An 18,050-nucleotide genomic window follows, 5' to 3' on the forward strand; every position below is an offset into this window, starting at 1 on the left:
CACAAAGCGATTTCAATCGACCACTTTTGTTTCAGATTGCTTTACAGGCAATAGGATACGAAAACACGTACCTACACCTAATTTTGATTCGGCAGACAGCTGACCACCATGTTTCTCAATTATTGAATAAGATAACGAAAGGCCCAAGCCTGTTCCTTTACCAACAGGCTTCGTTGTAAAAAATGGATTAAAAATTTTCTTTAAATGCTCTGGCGCAATACCTTTTCCGGTATCCTCTATTTCAATTATTACATTATCGTCATTGTAATTTTTCGCTCGTATTGTTATTTTACCTCTGTCTTCGATTGCATGACTGGCATTAACCAACAAGTTCATAACCACCTGATTAATCTGTGAAGGAACGCATTCAACTTGTGGGATATCTTCATATTCCTTGATAATTTCTGCTTTATATTTCAACTCGTTATGAACAATATTTAATGTACTCTCAATCCCTTTAATCAAGTCAGAGTACTGCCATTCGGCTTCATCGACATGCGAGAAGTCTTTAAGGTCTTTAACGATTTGTTTAACACGAACAACACCCTCCTTAGACTCATGTATCAACTCATGTACATCTTCCTTAATATAATCAAAATCAATTTCGCTTTTTGTATTCCTTATTTTTTCTAAAAGCACTTCATCGTCCTTTATCTTTTTTTCAACTTCACAATAAACATCAATTAACTTAAACAGATCCGTAATATAGTTCTCCAAGGAATTTATGTTAGCATTCACATAGCCCACTGGATTATTAATCTCATGTGCGACCCCTGCTGCCAACTGTCCAATCGAGGCCATCTTTTCTTGTTGCAAAAGCTGATCTTGAGTCTCTGTAAGCTTTGCTATAAGCTTTTCTTGCTCAACCTTTTCTTTTTGCAGCATTTTATTCTTCTTCTTTATTGCCCTAATAAAATAATCTTTTTCGATTATTCTTTCTATCCCTTCCGCAAACAATGAAGCTACCAACTCTTCATTTTTATCAAACTGTTTTGATTGTCTCCCCACACATAGCACAAGATGGAGTTTGCCTCCGGTATACAATGGAAATAGAAGAATTTCGACATTACCGGTCCTTTCAAGAATACTTTCATTTAAATCATTTATTTTTACTGCTTTTCGAGATTCAAATATTTCTATATCGGAATTCTCAGACAAATACGATTTCATTAACTCAACATACTTTATGTCTTCGCTATCTTCATAAAACTCTTGCTTAATTTCGTTGTCATTCCACCTAAAAGCAACTGCATTCTGTGCACCAACCAACACTTTCAATTGAAATAAAGCAGGCTTATATATTGCATCAATTTCCTTTTCACTCTCTTGTGAACTTCCCATTTCATTGAGCCAAGCAAGTGACTCCAACCAAATACTTTCTCGCTTATGATGATTCCTTAGTTTTTGTTGAATTGTCTCTCCTTGCACAGAGGTATGAATTACCGTTGCCATAATTTCAAGTAAACTTGCAATACTTTCTACGGCACTAAATTCAACATCGCTGTACACCCCATCTTTTTCATTACGCATCAAAATAAATACGAGCGACGCTTGATCCGCGGTTTCCAAAATCAAAAATGCTCCATCTAAAAATGTTTCGTTACAATTCATATTTTTTGAAACTGATAAAAGTGTTGACTCATCCATTCGCGTACACGTGTATTGCTGGTATAACAACGGTAAATCGTTAATAAAATCTTCAAGTTTTGCACTCCAGTGTTTCTCTGTATCGTACAAACTAAGAACATCATTCCGGTTATTCACAAGAACTGCAATATAGCTCGAGCCCGTGTGCTTCATAAGCAGCTCTAAAAAAGACGCGCTGTTTTCATTAAAAGTAGGCGATGAAAAATAACTTTTAGACTTCTCGTAAAAGTGTAAAACCTCTGGCCAACTCAGCAGTGTTTTCTGGATGTTATAGTCTTTCATTGCCATCAATTCTCATTAACGAATAATATTACGTAGCGAGCATGACGTGTCATTATGCTTTCCTCAAACATTCTTTAAAACCTTTAGGAGTTTCTTTGCGCTCCTAAAATACGAATAACTTCATCGAAAGAAGTCAGCCCTAAACCCACCTTAATTGCAGCATCATTAATTAGGGTTTTCATACCTTGATGCTCAACGATTTTGGACAACCCGAGTATACCCGTTTGTTCGGCAATAGCTTCACGCATACTGTCATCTGGAACGAGTACTTCATAAATCCCAATCCGACCATCAAAGCCTGTATTATTGCAATACTCACAGCCGCTACTGGTATAAAACTCCATTTCGCTCCTTTCGAAATTCTCACCCATCAACTTAATTTTGTCTTCCGAAGGCTTATGCGGAGCGCGACATTTTTGGCATATTTTTCGAACTAATCTTTGCGCAACGATGGCCTCCAAAGCAGAAGCCACAACGTAGGGTCTAAGATTTAAATCGAAAAGACGTGCTAATGTTGCTAACGCTGAGTTAGTATGCAGTGTAGAGTAGACGACATGTCCGGTGAGTGCAGCTTGAAACGCAACCTCTGCGGTCTCTTGATCGCGAATTTCTCCTAGCAAAATCACATCCGGATCTTGACGTAAGACCGCTCTTAAAATAGTTGCAAAAGAGACGCCTGTTTTTTCATTCACCATGACCTGGCCTGCTCGGTCCATATAATATTCAACAGGATCTTCAATCGTCACATAGTTTTTATCTTTACTCGCATTGCTTTTCAACATTGAATATAAGGTCGTTGTCTTACCCGACCCAGTTGGCCCTGTTGCTAAAATGATTCCTTGTGGTTTACTGTTTATATAGGTTAGCGCTCTTAATTGCTCATCGTTAAACCCTAATTCTTTAAGTGGAATCGTTTCTGAATTACGATCCAAAATACGCATGACTATTTTTTCACCGTTAATGGTCGGCATTGTGGACAATCGCAAATCCACAATGCGCAATGGTGACTTCACCGTTATTCGTCCATCTTGTGGTCTACGGCGTTCCGTTATATCGAGCTCCGCCATTACCTTAATGCGCGAAACCAAAGACATGTGATACTCCAATGGGATCTGAATTTTGTCGTAAAGCACACCATCAATTCGGAACCGTACCAATACACTCGATGCTGTCGGTTGAATGTGAATATCACTGGCTTTTAATCGAATGGCTTCTAATATGATCGCATTAGTAAGACGTATCGCTGGAGGTTCAGAAGTGCCACGAAGTAAATCTTCAATTTCGACGTTATCGTCTTCTTCTATAATAATTTCAATCGAATCTAATGGCTCACCTACAGCGACTATAGATGATAAATCTTCAATAGACTCTTCTTCACCAAATAACTGATTGAGCTTTTGCTCGATTTCCGCCACATTCGCCATTACCGGTTCAAACTCAAGCCCACTACTGAATTTAAGGTCGTCCAACATGCCTTCATCAAGTGGGTCAGCCATACATAAAGTCACACGCTTTCCACGTTGTTTTACCGGTAGTACTAATTGTTGACGGCAAAACTTTTTCGGAATCAAGCTGGCAATAGCTGGATGTATTTGATACTCATTCAAAAGTACTGGCTCGATAAAGAATTCTTTCTCGAGTATCTTTCTGATTTGCTTTTCTTGAACCCACCCTTTTTGCAACAAAAGCTTAATTGGCGGTAACTTATTCACCATCTGCTCTTTAATGAGTTGCTGAACTTGCAAGTCGGTTATTAACTTTTTCTTATTCAAAACAATAGCTAGCTGGCTTCTATTCTTCGCTGCCATTTTTGATAGCTTTGATAAATCTTTTTGTGCTTTTTTATTTTCCTCAGTTAACTGCGCATTTTTCTTTTTTAGCTCCAATTGCTCTAAAGCAAGTGCGACAGTCACTCGAAGATCATTGTCTTCCCAGGGTTTCAAAATAAATTTATAAACAGCTCCTTCATTAATAGCCGTCATCACTGCTTGAGTATCCGCATGCCCGGTAAGCATTATGCGCATAGTATCAGGATAAAGCTCTTTTATCTCACGCAAAAATTCAGCACCGTTTTTTCGTGGCATCATAAAGTCAGATATGACCAAGTGATAATTATTTTTTTCAAATAACACTAATGCTTGTTCTGCACTTTCGGAGGTGTCAATTTGGTAGTTTTCTTTTCGAAATACCCGTTGAAGTGCTTTTAGAATGGCCGGCTCATCATCGACAAACAATAACCGATAAGGCGATTGACTGATCGTTGCTTTATCAATCTTTTCTGGCGCTTTTTCTCCGGTAAAGAGATGTGAATAATCGGTCATGATTATTCTAATTCCACTAAAGTTACAATCACACGAGTTCCCTTTCCGGGTTCCGACTCCAGTAAAATATCACCACCATGTGCATGAGCAATATCACGGGCAACGGTCAATCCCAACCCGGTACCTTGACCAACATCGTGACTTGTGTAAAAAGGATTAAACGCTTTTTGAAGCACATCCGAACTCATACCACATCCATTATCAATTACTTCCAGTTGCACTATGTTTTTCTCTTCCGAAACGCTTAGAGCTTTCGCTTTGACTTGGATAACGCCGTTTTCAGCAACCGCATCAGCGGCATTTTGCAATAAATTCAGAATCATCTGATTGATATAACCCAACTTGCAAATAAGGGTCAGTTCTGGATCCGTATCAATAATAACGTCAATCTGTTTTTGGTGCATACTGCTAAATATTCGTACCACTCGCTCTAGAGCATCTTTAATATTCGCTTTATGGTGCTCTGTGTAATCGATATCGGAATAGGCTTTTAAATCAGCAACAATAGACGTTACTCGCACTGCACCACTTATCGATTCATCGATTAATACAGGAAAGTCAGATAAAATTTCTTCGATATCCTCTGATTTATCCGCTTTTGGTAGCTTAAGGTACCAATGGTTAAACTCTTCAATATATTGCTTTGCAGTGGAAAGGTTACTGTTAATAAACCCGATTGGATTATTCACCTCATGCGCCACTCCCGAGGCCAGCTGGCCGACCGCGGCCATTTTTTCCGCTTCAAATAATTTACGCTGTGTGGACTCAATGGTTGACACCTGTTCAGCAACTTTTAGTTCTAACTGTTCCGATAGCTCACGATATTTCTGCTCCGAGTGTTGTAACTGCGCATGTTTTTCCTGTAATGCCTTGTAGTCCGCTTTAATGGCTTTTAAATGCATATCGGATGCCATCAGGTAACGCCATTGTGACTGTGTAAGCATCAATAAAAAACCTTGAATGCCTTTTGCTACACTCAGTTCAATATTTTGATAAAAATTCAAATAGCCAATGACTTCTAATTCAGGTGAAATGGGTAACGATAACTGAGGTTGTTGCTCATAGGACTTACCGGCGAGTAACTCACCTTCATTATTGAATAGGGCGACTTGTTGAACACCCATTCGCTCTAGCACTTGTAAAATAGCCTGTAATAATCGCGGAGAAAACAACTGCGTAAGTGACATATCACTGTCAAAATCAACATTTTCAATATGAATTTGTTCAATTTCATTGGGCATACTCAGTCCCTACCTAATGTCCGTTGAAGAAACTCATCTTCCGAAAGGCTATGTTGGCAATGCAGATCAAATTCTTCGTTCAGTTGTCGATACACCTGCTGTAACAAACACTCAAAGGTTTCCAGTACACCTTCATTGTTTATGGCCGAAGCGTACATTAGTTGCCAAGGTGTTTGACTCCAGCGCTCTATCAACTCTTGTTCCGAAACGATATTAGGTAAATCGCGTTTGTTAAACTGAATCACCAAAGGCAAACAAGCGAAATCCAACCCTACTTTCTCTGCGTTTTGAGATAGATTTTGAAACGATTCAGCATTGTTTTGTGATTGACTGACTTGTGAATCGGCTACGAAAATCACGCCATCAGCTCGTGACAATAACGCTTTTCGTGTACTGTCATGCGCAACCTGTCCAGGTACTGTATAAAGCTTTAGTTTAATCAACATTCCACTTGCTGTGGTAATACCTAACGGTAACAAATCGAAGAAAAGGGTTCTATCGTTTTGCGTTTCAAGAATTTGCATATCACCTTTTAAATCGGGCTGAAGCAAATTGTGTAAACTGATAACATTAGTGGTTTTACCACTGAGAGCCGGGCCGTAAAATACTAATTTTACTGTGCAGCTTTTCTTGAGCTCGTTCCACTCTGCCATGATTAATTTGCGTTCCATTTAAGAATCAATTTACGACCCTCCACACGGCATGAGTACAACAAAATACCCTCGAACGCCGCCTTGATCGTCCAATTTGGAAATATAAGCATGGTATTCAATATTATTTATCTCAATGATCTTTTCAATTTTATCCTTATCGCTATCAAATGTATCGAGTAGAGATTTTGGCAAAACTTGCTCCGCAGTAAATCCAATAATACCTGCCGCATCGATAGCTAAGTATTGTATGACCAGTTGATTATAAAATGTTACCGTTCGGCCTCCATCAATAAACAACAAGCCAACGGGAATGTGTTCGAAAATTTGTTGCGTCATTTCTAACGCTCTAGTACGAATCGTAATTAATGTCTCTCTTTCTTTTGCAGCTTTCGTTAAAGCCTCGTTTGCTGCGGCTAGATTCTCATTTGCTTTCACAACTTTGTTGTTCAACAAATCATTTTCTGAGCGAAGCTCATACAGTTCGAAGGCTTCTTTTATATTTTTTCGGAGTAGCTCATCATCCCAAGGTTTCGTTAGAAATTTAAAAATAGCACCTCGATTGATTGCATCAGTAATCGACTCCAAATCGGTGTAACCGCTTAGCACAATACGAACCGAATCAGGGCACAGCTCTTTGGCTTGCATTAAAAACTCAGTACCACTCATGTTCGGCATACGCTGATCGGACAATATGACGCCCACTTGGTGTTGTTTCAGGAGCTCCAGTCCTTCAGCGCCGCTATTGGCCGTTAATATATTGTATTTATCGCGACGAAACACTCGCTTTAATGCTCGGACTATATTGTCTTCATCATCAACCAGCAAAATCGTCCGATCTTGTTCTGTCACCACAAAGTAATCCCTTAGTCGATAAAGCACTAGTTAAAACTATAGACTTTTTTTAAGCGGCAACAACTTCGAAGTTTCGCTAACAGAACATTTAAACCAAACATCTCAATAAGTGATATTGTACATCAATGAATAACCTAAATTGACTTATCTTGTGATATGAAAATTCACGCAATTGAGCGAATATTTCAATACAGGCACGGCTCGATGATATTTGCAAAAAAGTGGAATTGAATCATACTGATTACATCAAGATCATCTGGGTTTTTACGGACTTATGTTAAATCATCAGGAGTCATTCGAGCACCAAGTCTCTCTTTCAACATTGGCATTATCTCAAATTGCCAATAAAGAAGCAGGGATGTTCAATAACACACCTGCTGAAGATGCGTTATCAGCCTTATCACAGTTGTACCTGACCAAGGTCGATCTTGATAAAGTTTACCATCAAATTCTTTACTCTCTGGACAGGGTGGTTAGTGGCGCAGAAATTGAAGTTTTGGTTTTTTCCAGCGACAATATCATCGTTCCTATTAAAACTCCCGATCCTAAACAAATCGACTTCGACCCAAGCTTTAGCAACTTACCCATATTCAGTCAAATACTGAGCCGCTATGCAAAAAATAAACGAACACTGATTAAGTTTGACCGTGATGAATTAATGTATTTATTCCCAAACATAGAGCAAAAAGAATTTCATTATCCTGGACAATGGTTGTTTATACCCTTTGATCCTGCAAAGCTTGAAGGCGGGATCTCGATTCAGCTGACTGACGCGCATCCACAAGAAATATCACACAGTGAACTCAACGCAATCATATTTATGACACTCCATATCGGCAACATCTTGTCCATTCACTTTTTGAGAGAACATATTTATGAAGATGCAATAAATGAAAGCTTTAAATACGAATACTCTATGAAACAAGAGGATGAAAGCCAAACTGCAAAATCGACCGAAGACCTCTTAACGAAAAGCACTTCCCCCTCTCAGAACCAAGAAATGTTTAAGGACCTGGTTTTAGCGGAAAATAAAATTGATCGACTAAGAGAAGAAAATAAAGTACTTCAGCGAGATGCAGATATTAAATCAGCGCTTTTCGACTTGTCACAATTATATACATTTAAAGAAGGAGAGCAGGAGCTCTTTAACATTATTTTTAGTATCGTATCCGGCCTAATTCCTGTTGATAACTTTTATATTGCTATTCTTGATGACGATATGGTAAGTATTCCTTTTATCGTTGATGTAAAAGACGACTTTAAACCTCACAAATTACATGAATGCACAACACCTGAGATAGCAACAGGGCTCACAGGATACGCCTTAAAAGAAAATTGCTCATTATCCTTTTTAATGCCTGAAATTAAAGAGTTAGAAGCTAGAAAAAAATTAAAGGTCGTAGGCACTGTGCCACATCAGTGGTGCTTCATGCCATTTAGAACTAATAAATTAATAGGCGGTATATCGGTTCAAAGCTACGATAAGGAAAAACAGTTTAATACCAGTGATATCTCTGTACTTAATTTTTTTAGCATGCATATTGGAAATCTACTGTCATTACGGTTTGCCAGAAAAGAGATAGAGAACCAATATGAGGAATTAAAAAAGACACAAGTCCAACTGGTACAATCAGAAAAAATGGCTTCCATTGGACAGTTGGCTGCAGGTGTTGCGCATGAAATTAACAACCCCATTGGATATGTGAATAGCAACTTAGTTTCTTTACGCAATTACCTTTCTGATATTTTAGAGTATTTACATAAACTAGAAGAAGTCAATCAAGAAGCCTCTAAAATCTCTAATGGTACATTAAAAGAACAGTTTAGAGAGCTTGAGAAACTTAAAGATGATCTGGAAGTCGATTATCTTAAAGAAGACATTGACGAGCTGATTAAAGAATCCGTTTTTGGAATGGAGAAAGTACGTGATATTGTACAAAGCCTGAAGAATTTTTCTCGCGTAGACCAGGAAGAAGATGCTAATAAAGCGAATTTAAACGAGTGTATTGAGCAAACCTTAAAGATCGTATGGAATGATTTAAAGTATAAGTGCGAAGTCAATAAAAACTTAGGTGAAATTCCGGATATTTATTGCTATCCCGGACAAATCAATCAAGTCATTATGAACCTGCTAGTGAACGCAGGTCACGCCATAGAAGATAAAGGTGTAATCGACATAACAACCACTCAAGAAAATGACGACATCTTTATAAAAATCAAAGATTCTGGAAAAGGCATTCCTGAAGAAAATATTCCTCATTTATTTGAGCCCTTTTTTACTACGAAACCCATTGGACAAGGCACTGGACTAGGGTTATCAATTTCCTATGGCATTATTCAAAAGCATAAAGGTGAAATCATAGTTAACAGCAAAATTGGAGAAGGTACAGAGTTTACCATTCGATTACCCATTAATGCGATAGAGAATACTGAAGACAATATAATCGAAGATACGATGGGTAGGCGATGATGGGAACAACAACGAGTTCTCCCTTAAAAAAGTCAATCACGTTAAAAAGAAATTAAGCAGGTTGAAATATGACGAATATAGTTGAACAAGCATTAAAGTTTCCTCCGCCTAAGTACACCGTGCAAGAAGCACTCGCTAAAGTGACTGAATTAGACACTTCAATAGAAGAAATAGCAAACCTTGTAGGCTCCGATGCGCTACTGACTACAACAATTTTAAAACTAGCCAACTCTCCCTTTTATGGTGTTTCTAAACAGGTCAGCTCAATTTCAGATGCTTGTATTTTATTAGGACGATTTTCTTTAAGGAATGTCATATTAACATTAACAATGTACGACAAGGTGCAGCTCGTTGAAAACACCATCATCGATCGTGACGCAATTTGGCACCACTCTTTGTCGACAGGCTGCATTGCAAGACATATTGCAAAAGTGAGCAATGAGAATGGAGAGACAGCCTTAACGGCCGGGTTACTGCATAAGCTGGGAAAAATTATTCTGGTATGGTCGGACCCTGAACGCTACAGACAAGTCGTGGAATTCCAAGAAAAGTTTGCAGAACACGATTTTGTTGCTGAACAACGGCTTTTGAATCACAATCATGCCGAAATAGGGTCTAAAGTTTTAGCGTCATGGCATGTGCCTGAAGATATTGTGAACGCCATTAAACTGTATCCACAACAATACGAGCACCCCACAAATAAACTGTCTTCTATAATAGCGGCAGCATGCGCTCTTGACTCTTTACTCACTCTTGAAAAACTCGACTTTGACGTCGAGTGCAAAGTACCTCAACCGATTAACGATGTTTTAAACATCGATTCAGAGCAGCTAACGTCAATTTTAAAAGATGCTAGCGAAGATTTCAGACAGTTTAAAATTTAGGTCATCGGGTAAGCTATGGACAAAGAAAAAAAATATCAAGCACATATCCTTTGCGTAGACGATGAAAGAAATATATTGTCTGCTCTCCGGCGAACACTGCGCTCAACTGGACATACGGTTCATCTCGCAGAAGGTGGTTTAGAAGGGCTCGAAATCTTAGAGCAACACCCTATCAATCTGGTTATTTCGGATATGCGTATGCCAAACATGGACGGTGCTGAGTTTCTTAAACACGTAGAAGCGAAATGGCCTCAAGTCGCTCGCATTCTGCTCACCGGTTTTTCAGATCTTGACTCCACAATAAAAGCTGTGAACGAAGGAAAAATCAACAGCTATATGAGCAAACCTTGGGATGACAATGAACTGCGAATGAAAGTGGACAGTTTGCTCAGGCTGAATTTTCTTGAGCAAGAGCGCAAACGTCTGTTGGGTATTACCCATCAACAAAATAAAAAACTGGTCGCTTTAAATAAAACGTTAGAAGATAAAGTTCAGGCCCGCACAGCTGAATTAAAACAAACGGCGGATATGTTAGATACGGCCTATAACGAGCTTACCACCAGTTACGAAGCAGTCGTTAAGGTGCTTTCTAACTTAATCATGTCCAGAAGGAGAAAAATACAATCACAATTTTCTGAACTCTCACAACTGGCTCAAGATTTTGCAAAACAAGTCAATAATGATGAGTATTTCATCAAACAAGTCTACTTTTCCTCGCTACTGTTTGAACTTGGCAAGCAAGGCATGTCGGATCAAATGTTAAAAACGCCTATCAATCATCTAAGCGCACAGCAACTCAACGAGTACCAACAATACCCGGCAATGGGCGAAGCCGCGCTTATGAGCATTCCAACCTTATCAGACACAGGACGTGTCATTCGAAACCACTGTGAACATTTTGATGGTTCGGGCTTCCCCGATCAACTGGCCGAGCAAGCCATTCCGCTTGGCGCACGCGTTTTGGCTATCGTCATTCATTTTTACTTCTACCAATGGGGATTTATTGACGGCGAAAAGCACACCCAAGAAGAAGCCCAATCCTATTTAAAAAGCTTGTCTGAGAAACAATTTGATCCGACTTTATTAGAGCAATTTTTTAATCTGCGTCAATTTGAGTCTAAGTCACCAATCGTTGACGAAAAACAAATTAAAAGCATTCACTTATTACCCGGTATGGTACTCACACGTGACTGCATTAATGAGAAAGGTTTACTTTTACTGACCAAAGGTACTCAACTGAATGAGTTAACCATTAAAAAATTAATTGAGTTTGAAAAGTTCCATAACTCAACTATAACAATATATGTAAATGCGGCGACTTGTTGAGGAAGCCAATGACAAAAATTCTGGTATGTGATGATGACGAATTTGTGCTTTCTGCTTTTTGCAGGACTTTGCGCAAATTTGACTGGGAATTAGATCCCTATTCTGATCCGGTAAAAGCCCTAGAGGCGACCGAAAAGCATCGTTACAACCTGTTGATTTCCGACTATATGATGCCACAAATGAGCGGGATAGATTTTCTAGAGCGAGCGCGCGGCAATGTACCCGATGCACTTTTAATCATCATGAGCGCGAATATCGATTTAAAAGGACTTACCGATGCACTCAACCGTGCAAATGTGCATCGCTTTATTCCAAAGCCTTGGGATGATCTGCTATTAGCTCGCATGATTACGGAAGCCGTCATTCACCAAAATTTACTGTATGAAAACAAAAAGCTGGCTAACGAAATTCGTCGTCAAAAGCATGTGATTGATAAGCAAACCCTTGAGCTACAGCGCCTGGAAAAAGAAAGCCCGGGTATCACTCAGGTAGAGTTTGATGACGACGGCGCAATTGTTCTTGATGATACGGATTAGTCAAAGTTCTAAGTTCTAAGTTCTAAGTTCTAAGTTCTAAAAAGGATAGTCTTCAGTTACCGCGTATCAGCTTGTTCTTAATGCTGAGTACTTCAATCCTCCACTTTCGACTATATTCAAAATTGATCTAAAATCTGCCATTTCAACAGGTAGGATGTTTCACTCTATCTTTTTTATACAATATGCAAGATAATACGCGCCATTTTTAAACACCCTTATTTGATGACAGCCAGCGTAATATCAGGAGACTGGTCCTATGTTTAAAGCAAGCAAAGTACTCAACGACTCGCCTAAATCGATGGCCGAGTTGTGGCAAGCGATTACCCACAATTACACGGTGGAAGAAAACGCCTACTTGGAAGAATTGTTAGCCATTGCGTCCCCGAGCGATACCGAGATTCGATCCATCACCAGCAAAGCTTCAGCGCTCGTCGCGGAAGTGCGTAAAACGCACGATGCCAAAGATGGTATCGAAGCTTTTCTGCAACAGTACAGCTTGAGCACCAAAGAGGGTGTGATTTTGATGTGTTTGGCCGAAGCATTATTACGTATTCCCGATGCTGAAGTGGCTAACAACCTGATCAAAGACAAAATTGAAGCCGCCGAATGGAAAAAACACTTAGGACAAAGTGAATCCTGGCTCGTCAACAGTGCCACTTGGGGTTTAATGCTCACCGGCAGTATTGTCAGTTTCAAGAAAGATCCCATTAATGAAGATAAGCCGACCAATATGCTCAAACAATTGGTTAATCGATGTGGCGAACCGGTGATCCGCCAGGCAATGAATCAAGCGATGAAATTGATGGGCAAACAATTTGTCCTGGGTCGCAGTATTTCGGAGGCGTTAAAACGAGGCGCCAAGTCAGTAGAAAAAGGTTACACCCACTCTTTTGATATGCTTGGCGAAGCCGCGTTTACCATGACCGACGCACGCCGTTATTTCGACGCCTACAGCTCGGCCATTCAAGCCATTGGCAACGCACCTAAATCCGATAAAGTGCAACCGCCTTCCATTTCCATCAAACTCAGCGCACTCCATCCACGTTACGAACACGGACAAAAAGACCGCGTTATGAGCGAAATGTACGAGTCCGTTTGTACCCTCGCCCAACAGGCAAAGCAGCTCGGTGTTGCCATTACGATTGACGCCGAAGAAATGGATCGACTGGAACTCAGTCTCGAACTGTTCGAAAAAATTTACCGCTCTGAAGTCTGTAACAACTGGGAAGGTTTTGGCTTGGTGGTCCAGGCTTATTCCAAACGAGCTATGCCAGTGCTCTGCTGGCTTAATAGCTTGTCGAGAGAAGTCGGTCGCCGTATTCCTTTGCGGCTGGTCAAAGGCGCTTACTGGGATTCCGAAATCAAGTGGTGTCAACAAGCGGGCATTGAAGCTTACCCAGTTTACACCCGTAAAGCGGCGACAGACGTTTCCTATTTAGCGTGTGCCCGTTATATTTTGAGTACCGAAGGCAGCTTTTACCCACAGTTTGCCACCCATAATGCACAAACCGTGATGAATATTTTGCATTGGGCGGGAGAGCGTCGTGATTTCGAATTTCAACGCCTACACGGAATGGGCGAGCAGCTTTACAACCTGGTGCTGGAACAAAACCCAGGGATCAATGTCCGAATTTATGCCCCTGTTGGTGAGCACAAGGATTTGTTGCCCTATCTGGTAAGACGCTTACTGGAAAATGGCGCTAATACATCCTTTGTTCATCGACTGGTGGACGAAGACACTCCTATCGCTGATTTGGTGACTCATCCGTGCGTCACTTTACGTCAATACCACTCTTTAGCCAACGACCGCATTCCTTTACCCCCCCACATGTACGGTGTAGGTCGTATTAATTCCGAGGGCACTAACTTGCATATCGAAAGTCACATTCAACCCTTTTTGGAAGGCGTTTATTCCTTTAACGACACACAGTGGCATGCCACACCGATTATTGGCGGAAAAGCGACGAACGGCGACAAACAGGATGTACGCTGCCCGTACAATACTGAGAAAAAGGTGGGGACTACCATCAATGCAACGAAAGACGACGCCGAACGTGCGATTGAAATTGCACAAAAAGCCCAACCTGGCTGGAACCGTAAGGGTGCAGAGTATCGCGCATCCTTGTTAGAAAAAGTGGCTGACTTGATGGAAGCCAAAAAACACGAATTGATAGCGCTGTGCAGTCATGAAGCCGGTAAAACGCTGCAAGATGGCATCGATGAAGTACGCGAAGCGGTCGACTTCTGTCGGTACTACGCCATGAAAGCTCGCGAAGACTTTAGCCGTACTTTGGTACTACCGGGCCCCACAGGTGAAAGCAACGAAATCTATTTACAGGGCCGTGGCGTATTCGCCTGCATCAGTCCCTGGAACTTCCCGCTGGCTATTTTTGCCGGACAAGTTACTGCGGCTCTCGCGGCCGGTAATTCGGTTGTCTGCAAACCCGCCGGGCAAACCACATTAATTGCGCATCGCGCCGTGCAACTGATGCATGAAGCAGGCATTCCCGGAGATGTCCTACATTTTGTACCCGGCAAAGGCTCCGTGATCGGTAACCTTTTCTCCACCGACCCGCGCGTCGCTGGTGTCGCTTTTACCGGCTCCACCAACACAGCGGTTGGTATTAACCAGGCCTTGGCCTCGCGCGAAAACAGCCCGATATCCCCATTAATCGCCGAGACCGGTGGTCAGAATGCCATGATCGTCGACTCCTCCGCGCTGCCTGAGCAAATTGTTGAAGATGTGATCCATTCTGCCTTCACGTCCGCCGGTCAACGTTGTTCGGCATTACGCGTGTTGTATTTACAGGAAGAAATCGCACCCCGCGTACTGGAAATTCTGGAAGGAGCTATGGCAGAGCTGGTACTGGGCGATCCTACTCAGCTGAAAACCGATATAGGTCCAGTCATTGATGCAGCCGCCAAAGCGGAACTGGAAGGCCACATTCACGACTTGAAACAATCCGGAAAGCTTATTGCGGAAGCGAACCTGCCACAAAACGCCAATGGCCATTTTGTCGCTCCGGTAGCATTCCGAATTGAGCACATCAACGATTTATCACAAGAATGGTTTGGCCCGGTATTGCATGTGATCACTTACAAATCAAAAGATTTAGACCAGGTGATCGACAGTATCAACGCTTACGGTTATGGATTAACGTTAGGTATTCACTCACGCAATGAGACGACCGCGAAATACATCGATCAGCGTGTTAAAGTGGGCAACGTTTATATCAACCGCAATATGATCGGGGCAGTCGTCGGTGTACAGCCTTTTGGTGGTCAGGGACTTTCCGGTACTGGCCCGAAAGCCGGAGGCCCTCGCTACCTGCACCGCTTTGCAACCGAGCGCACACGTACGAATAACACAGCGGCCATTGGTGGTAATGCAACGTTATTATCACTGGGCGACGGATAAATTTAATCAATACTCATAAGGGAGCCAAAAGGCTCCCAATGTTCGGTCAAGCGTCCAAACGCACTGTTTTCTAGCTATCGTTGCCGATAGCTATCAAATCCCTCTTGTATCATCTGAAACAACTGCTCATTGTTCCACGGTTTGGACAGATATTTAAAAATCGCGCCTTCATTAATTGCCTGTGACAAAGAGTCGACCTCCGTCTGCCCAGAGAGCATGATACGCACTACCTCCGGATACAATGCTTTAACACGTCTTAGCAAATCAATACCGGTTATTCCCGGCATATGGGTGTCGGAAACAATTACCTCAACAGGATACAAAGCCAACAGTTCCAACGCTTCATGACCACTACTGGCCGTCAACACGCGATAGTCACACTTACGAAGCGCTCGTTGTAATGCTTTTAAAACCGGCACTTCATCATCCACGATTAACAACGTTCTTATGGATTGGTTAGAGTCGTGTGGTTTAGGCAACAGTCGAGGTGATTGTACAAACTGCAACATATCCTGAGAAGCTAGGGGGCGACTCAAAAAATACCCCTGAAGCATATCGCAACAATGTTTTCGAATAAACGCCAGTTGAGCTTCTGTTTCGACGCCTTCGGCCACCGTTCGCATTCCCAGCGAGTGCGCCATTGCAATAATAGCGCGTACCAACGATGCATCACTGACACTTTGAGTAATATCCATAATAAAAGCTCGATCGATTTTCACTTCATCGATCGGAAAACGTTTTAAATACGACAAACTCGAATAGCCAGTTCCAAAATCATCCAACGATAACCAGGCGCCAATATCCTTTAATGCGCTCAACTCTTTAATCATTTTGTCGGAGTCTTCCATCAACAAACTTTCGGTTAATTCCAGCGTTAACAATTCAGCGGGCAAACCACTGCTTTCAAGTACAGTGTTAACCAGAGCCTGTATATTCTGTGATTGAAATTGTCGAACGGAAAGATTTACAGCCACCGATAATCTTTGACTTGAGTATTTATTCCAGATTAATGCCTGCTCACAAGCTCGATTTAATACCCACTCTCCTATTGGTAAAATGAGTCCAATTTCTTCAGCTAACGGAATAAATTTATCTGGAGTTACAATATTTCCCCCATTTTGTCGCCAACGCAGTAATGCTTCTGCTCCGCAAATATAGCCATCTTTTATATTCGCTTTGGGTTGAAAATACACTTCGAACTCATCCCTTTTCAAGGCTTTGCGCAAAGCACTCTCCATATTAAATCGTAATTGCGCTCTTTCTTCCATTTCCTGTTCAAACACACGAAAACAATTGCCACCTTTTAACTTTGCCTGGTGGCGTGCAATGTCAGCATTTTTTAACAATCGTGAAATCTTACGACCATCTCTTGAGAAAAGTGCAACACCCAAGCTCGCAGTGGTTTGTATCGCCTCGAGCTTTGGCCTAGCAACGTCACGAAGAATGAATGGTTCCTTAAAAATCCCCAGTAATTTATTGGCTAACATGAACACATCATTTTGTGTTTCTATATTTTGAAAAAAAATGACAAACTCATCATTTCCAAATCGCGCCACTCGATCGTCATCACGAATATGTGAAACCACTCGAGACGAAAGCGCTTTTAAAAATTCATCACCCACTTCGTGACCATAGCTTTCGTTAATCAATTTAAAGCGATCAATATCCAATATCATTAAAACATGAATAATATTGGTATCCACTGTCTGATTTAAGATAATGGATACTTCTCGTTCAAATTGAGATCGATTGGGCAGGTTAGTTAAGCGGTCGTGCTGCTCTTCATAAGTCAGTCGATGCTTATAGCTTTGACTGATATTATGAGCAATATCGAGCGCCTTTTCTTGTTCTATAACTTGTTTTTTTAAATATCGAACCTCAGAAAAGTGAGCTTGAGAAAGTCGGCGCATTTCACATAAGGCCGTCGTAAGTTGTAAAACTTCTATCGCTTCGAAAGGCTTGTGCAACACAAACAGTTTTTCACTGCATCCTAATTGTACGACAATTTCACTCCATGAATAATCACTAAACGCGGTACATATAACGATTGGAAGATCTGGGTCGAGAGACCATAACTCCTTAATGGTTTTTAAACCATCCCAACCACCTGGCATTCGCATATCAACAAAAGCTACGGAAAAATACCTTCGTTGGAGCATGGTTCTTTCTACTAACTGGCAAGCCGATTTACCATTATCCAATACCGTGACATCAAATTTCGGTGCAATTTCCTTATCATCTCGCTTCTCATTGAATAGAGTAGCTTCCAATGTGCTTAACTTTGATGAACTATGATAGTGCTCTCCACTCAATATTTTCCTGAAAGCACTCAAAACACTGGCATTGTCATCAACGATAAGTACGCGACGATTTAAAGAGTCGTTAGCAACAGTGGTTATTGCGTTACTATTTGTATTCAT

The 18,050-nt window shown here is 41.1% G+C and carries 11 protein-coding genes; 5 read left to right on the forward strand and 6 right to left on the reverse strand.

What is annotated here, in order from left to right; all coding sequences use genetic code 11:
* Window positions 1-12 precede the first annotated feature (12 nt).
* The 5 genes from ACTUJY_RS01400 to ACTUJY_RS01420 all read right to left on the reverse strand — a co-directional run bounded on the left by ACTUJY_RS01400 (window position 13) and on the right by ACTUJY_RS01420 (window position 6,996).
* Window positions 13-1,935, reverse strand: coding sequence for an ATP-binding protein (locus ACTUJY_RS01400; RefSeq protein WP_463614246.1), 1,923 nt, complete (start codon window positions 1,933-1,935; stop codon window positions 13-15).
* A gap of 77 nt (window positions 1,936-2,012) precedes the next feature.
* A complete protein-coding gene (locus ACTUJY_RS01405) occupies window positions 2,013-4,250 on the reverse strand; it encodes an ATPase, T2SS/T4P/T4SS family (protein WP_463614247.1) in 2,238 nt (745 codons plus the stop codon).
* Between the two features lie 2 nt (window positions 4,251-4,252).
* Complete coding sequence (locus ACTUJY_RS01410) at window positions 4,253-5,491, reverse strand: sensor histidine kinase (RefSeq protein ID WP_463614248.1); 1,239 nt, start codon at window positions 5,489-5,491, stop codon at window positions 4,253-4,255.
* A 2-nt stretch (window positions 5,492-5,493) separates the two neighbouring features.
* Window positions 5,494-6,162 carry a GTP-binding protein gene (locus ACTUJY_RS01415; protein ID WP_463614249.1) on the reverse strand — a complete coding sequence of 223 codons (669 nt, stop codon included), beginning with the start codon at window positions 6,160-6,162 and terminating at the stop codon, window positions 5,494-5,496.
* Between the two features lie 12 nt (window positions 6,163-6,174).
* Window positions 6,175-6,996: a response regulator gene (locus tag ACTUJY_RS01420; RefSeq protein ID WP_463614250.1), complete on the reverse strand. Its 822-nt coding sequence runs from the start codon at window positions 6,994-6,996 to the stop codon at window positions 6,175-6,177.
* 274 nt (window positions 6,997-7,270) lie between these two features.
* Between ACTUJY_RS01420 and ACTUJY_RS01425 the strand changes: the two genes are divergently transcribed.
* From ACTUJY_RS01425 to putA, 5 genes are all read left to right on the forward strand, one after another.
* Window positions 7,271-9,466, forward strand: coding sequence for a GAF domain-containing sensor histidine kinase (locus tag ACTUJY_RS01425; RefSeq protein ID WP_463614251.1), 2,196 nt, complete (start codon window positions 7,271-7,273; stop codon window positions 9,464-9,466).
* A gap of 68 nt (window positions 9,467-9,534) precedes the next feature.
* Complete coding sequence (locus tag ACTUJY_RS01430; RefSeq protein ID WP_463614252.1) at window positions 9,535-10,350, forward strand: HDOD domain-containing protein; 816 nt, start codon at window positions 9,535-9,537, stop codon at window positions 10,348-10,350.
* 15 nt (window positions 10,351-10,365) lie between these two features.
* Window positions 10,366-11,676 (forward strand): response regulator c-di-GMP phosphodiesterase, NosR family, encoded by a 1,311-nt coding sequence (gene nosR, locus ACTUJY_RS01435; protein ID WP_463614253.1) that lies wholly within the window; start codon window positions 10,366-10,368, stop codon window positions 11,674-11,676.
* Window positions 11,677-11,684: 8 nt separating this feature from the next.
* Entirely contained in the window at window positions 11,685-12,212 is a 528-nt protein-coding gene (locus ACTUJY_RS01440) for a response regulator (RefSeq protein WP_463614254.1), read from the forward strand.
* Between the two features lie 256 nt (window positions 12,213-12,468).
* A complete protein-coding gene (gene putA, locus ACTUJY_RS01445) occupies window positions 12,469-15,630 on the forward strand; it encodes a bifunctional proline dehydrogenase/L-glutamate gamma-semialdehyde dehydrogenase PutA (RefSeq protein WP_463614255.1) in 3,162 nt (1,053 codons plus the stop codon).
* 74 nt (window positions 15,631-15,704) lie between these two features.
* Here putA and ACTUJY_RS01450 read toward each other — a convergent pair whose 3' ends face one another.
* Window positions 15,705-18,050: an EAL domain-containing protein gene (locus ACTUJY_RS01450; protein ID WP_463614256.1), complete on the reverse strand. Its 2,346-nt coding sequence runs from the start codon at window positions 18,048-18,050 to the stop codon at window positions 15,705-15,707.

The sequence above is a fragment of the Pleionea sp. WD8-19 genome, from assembly GCF_055326765.1.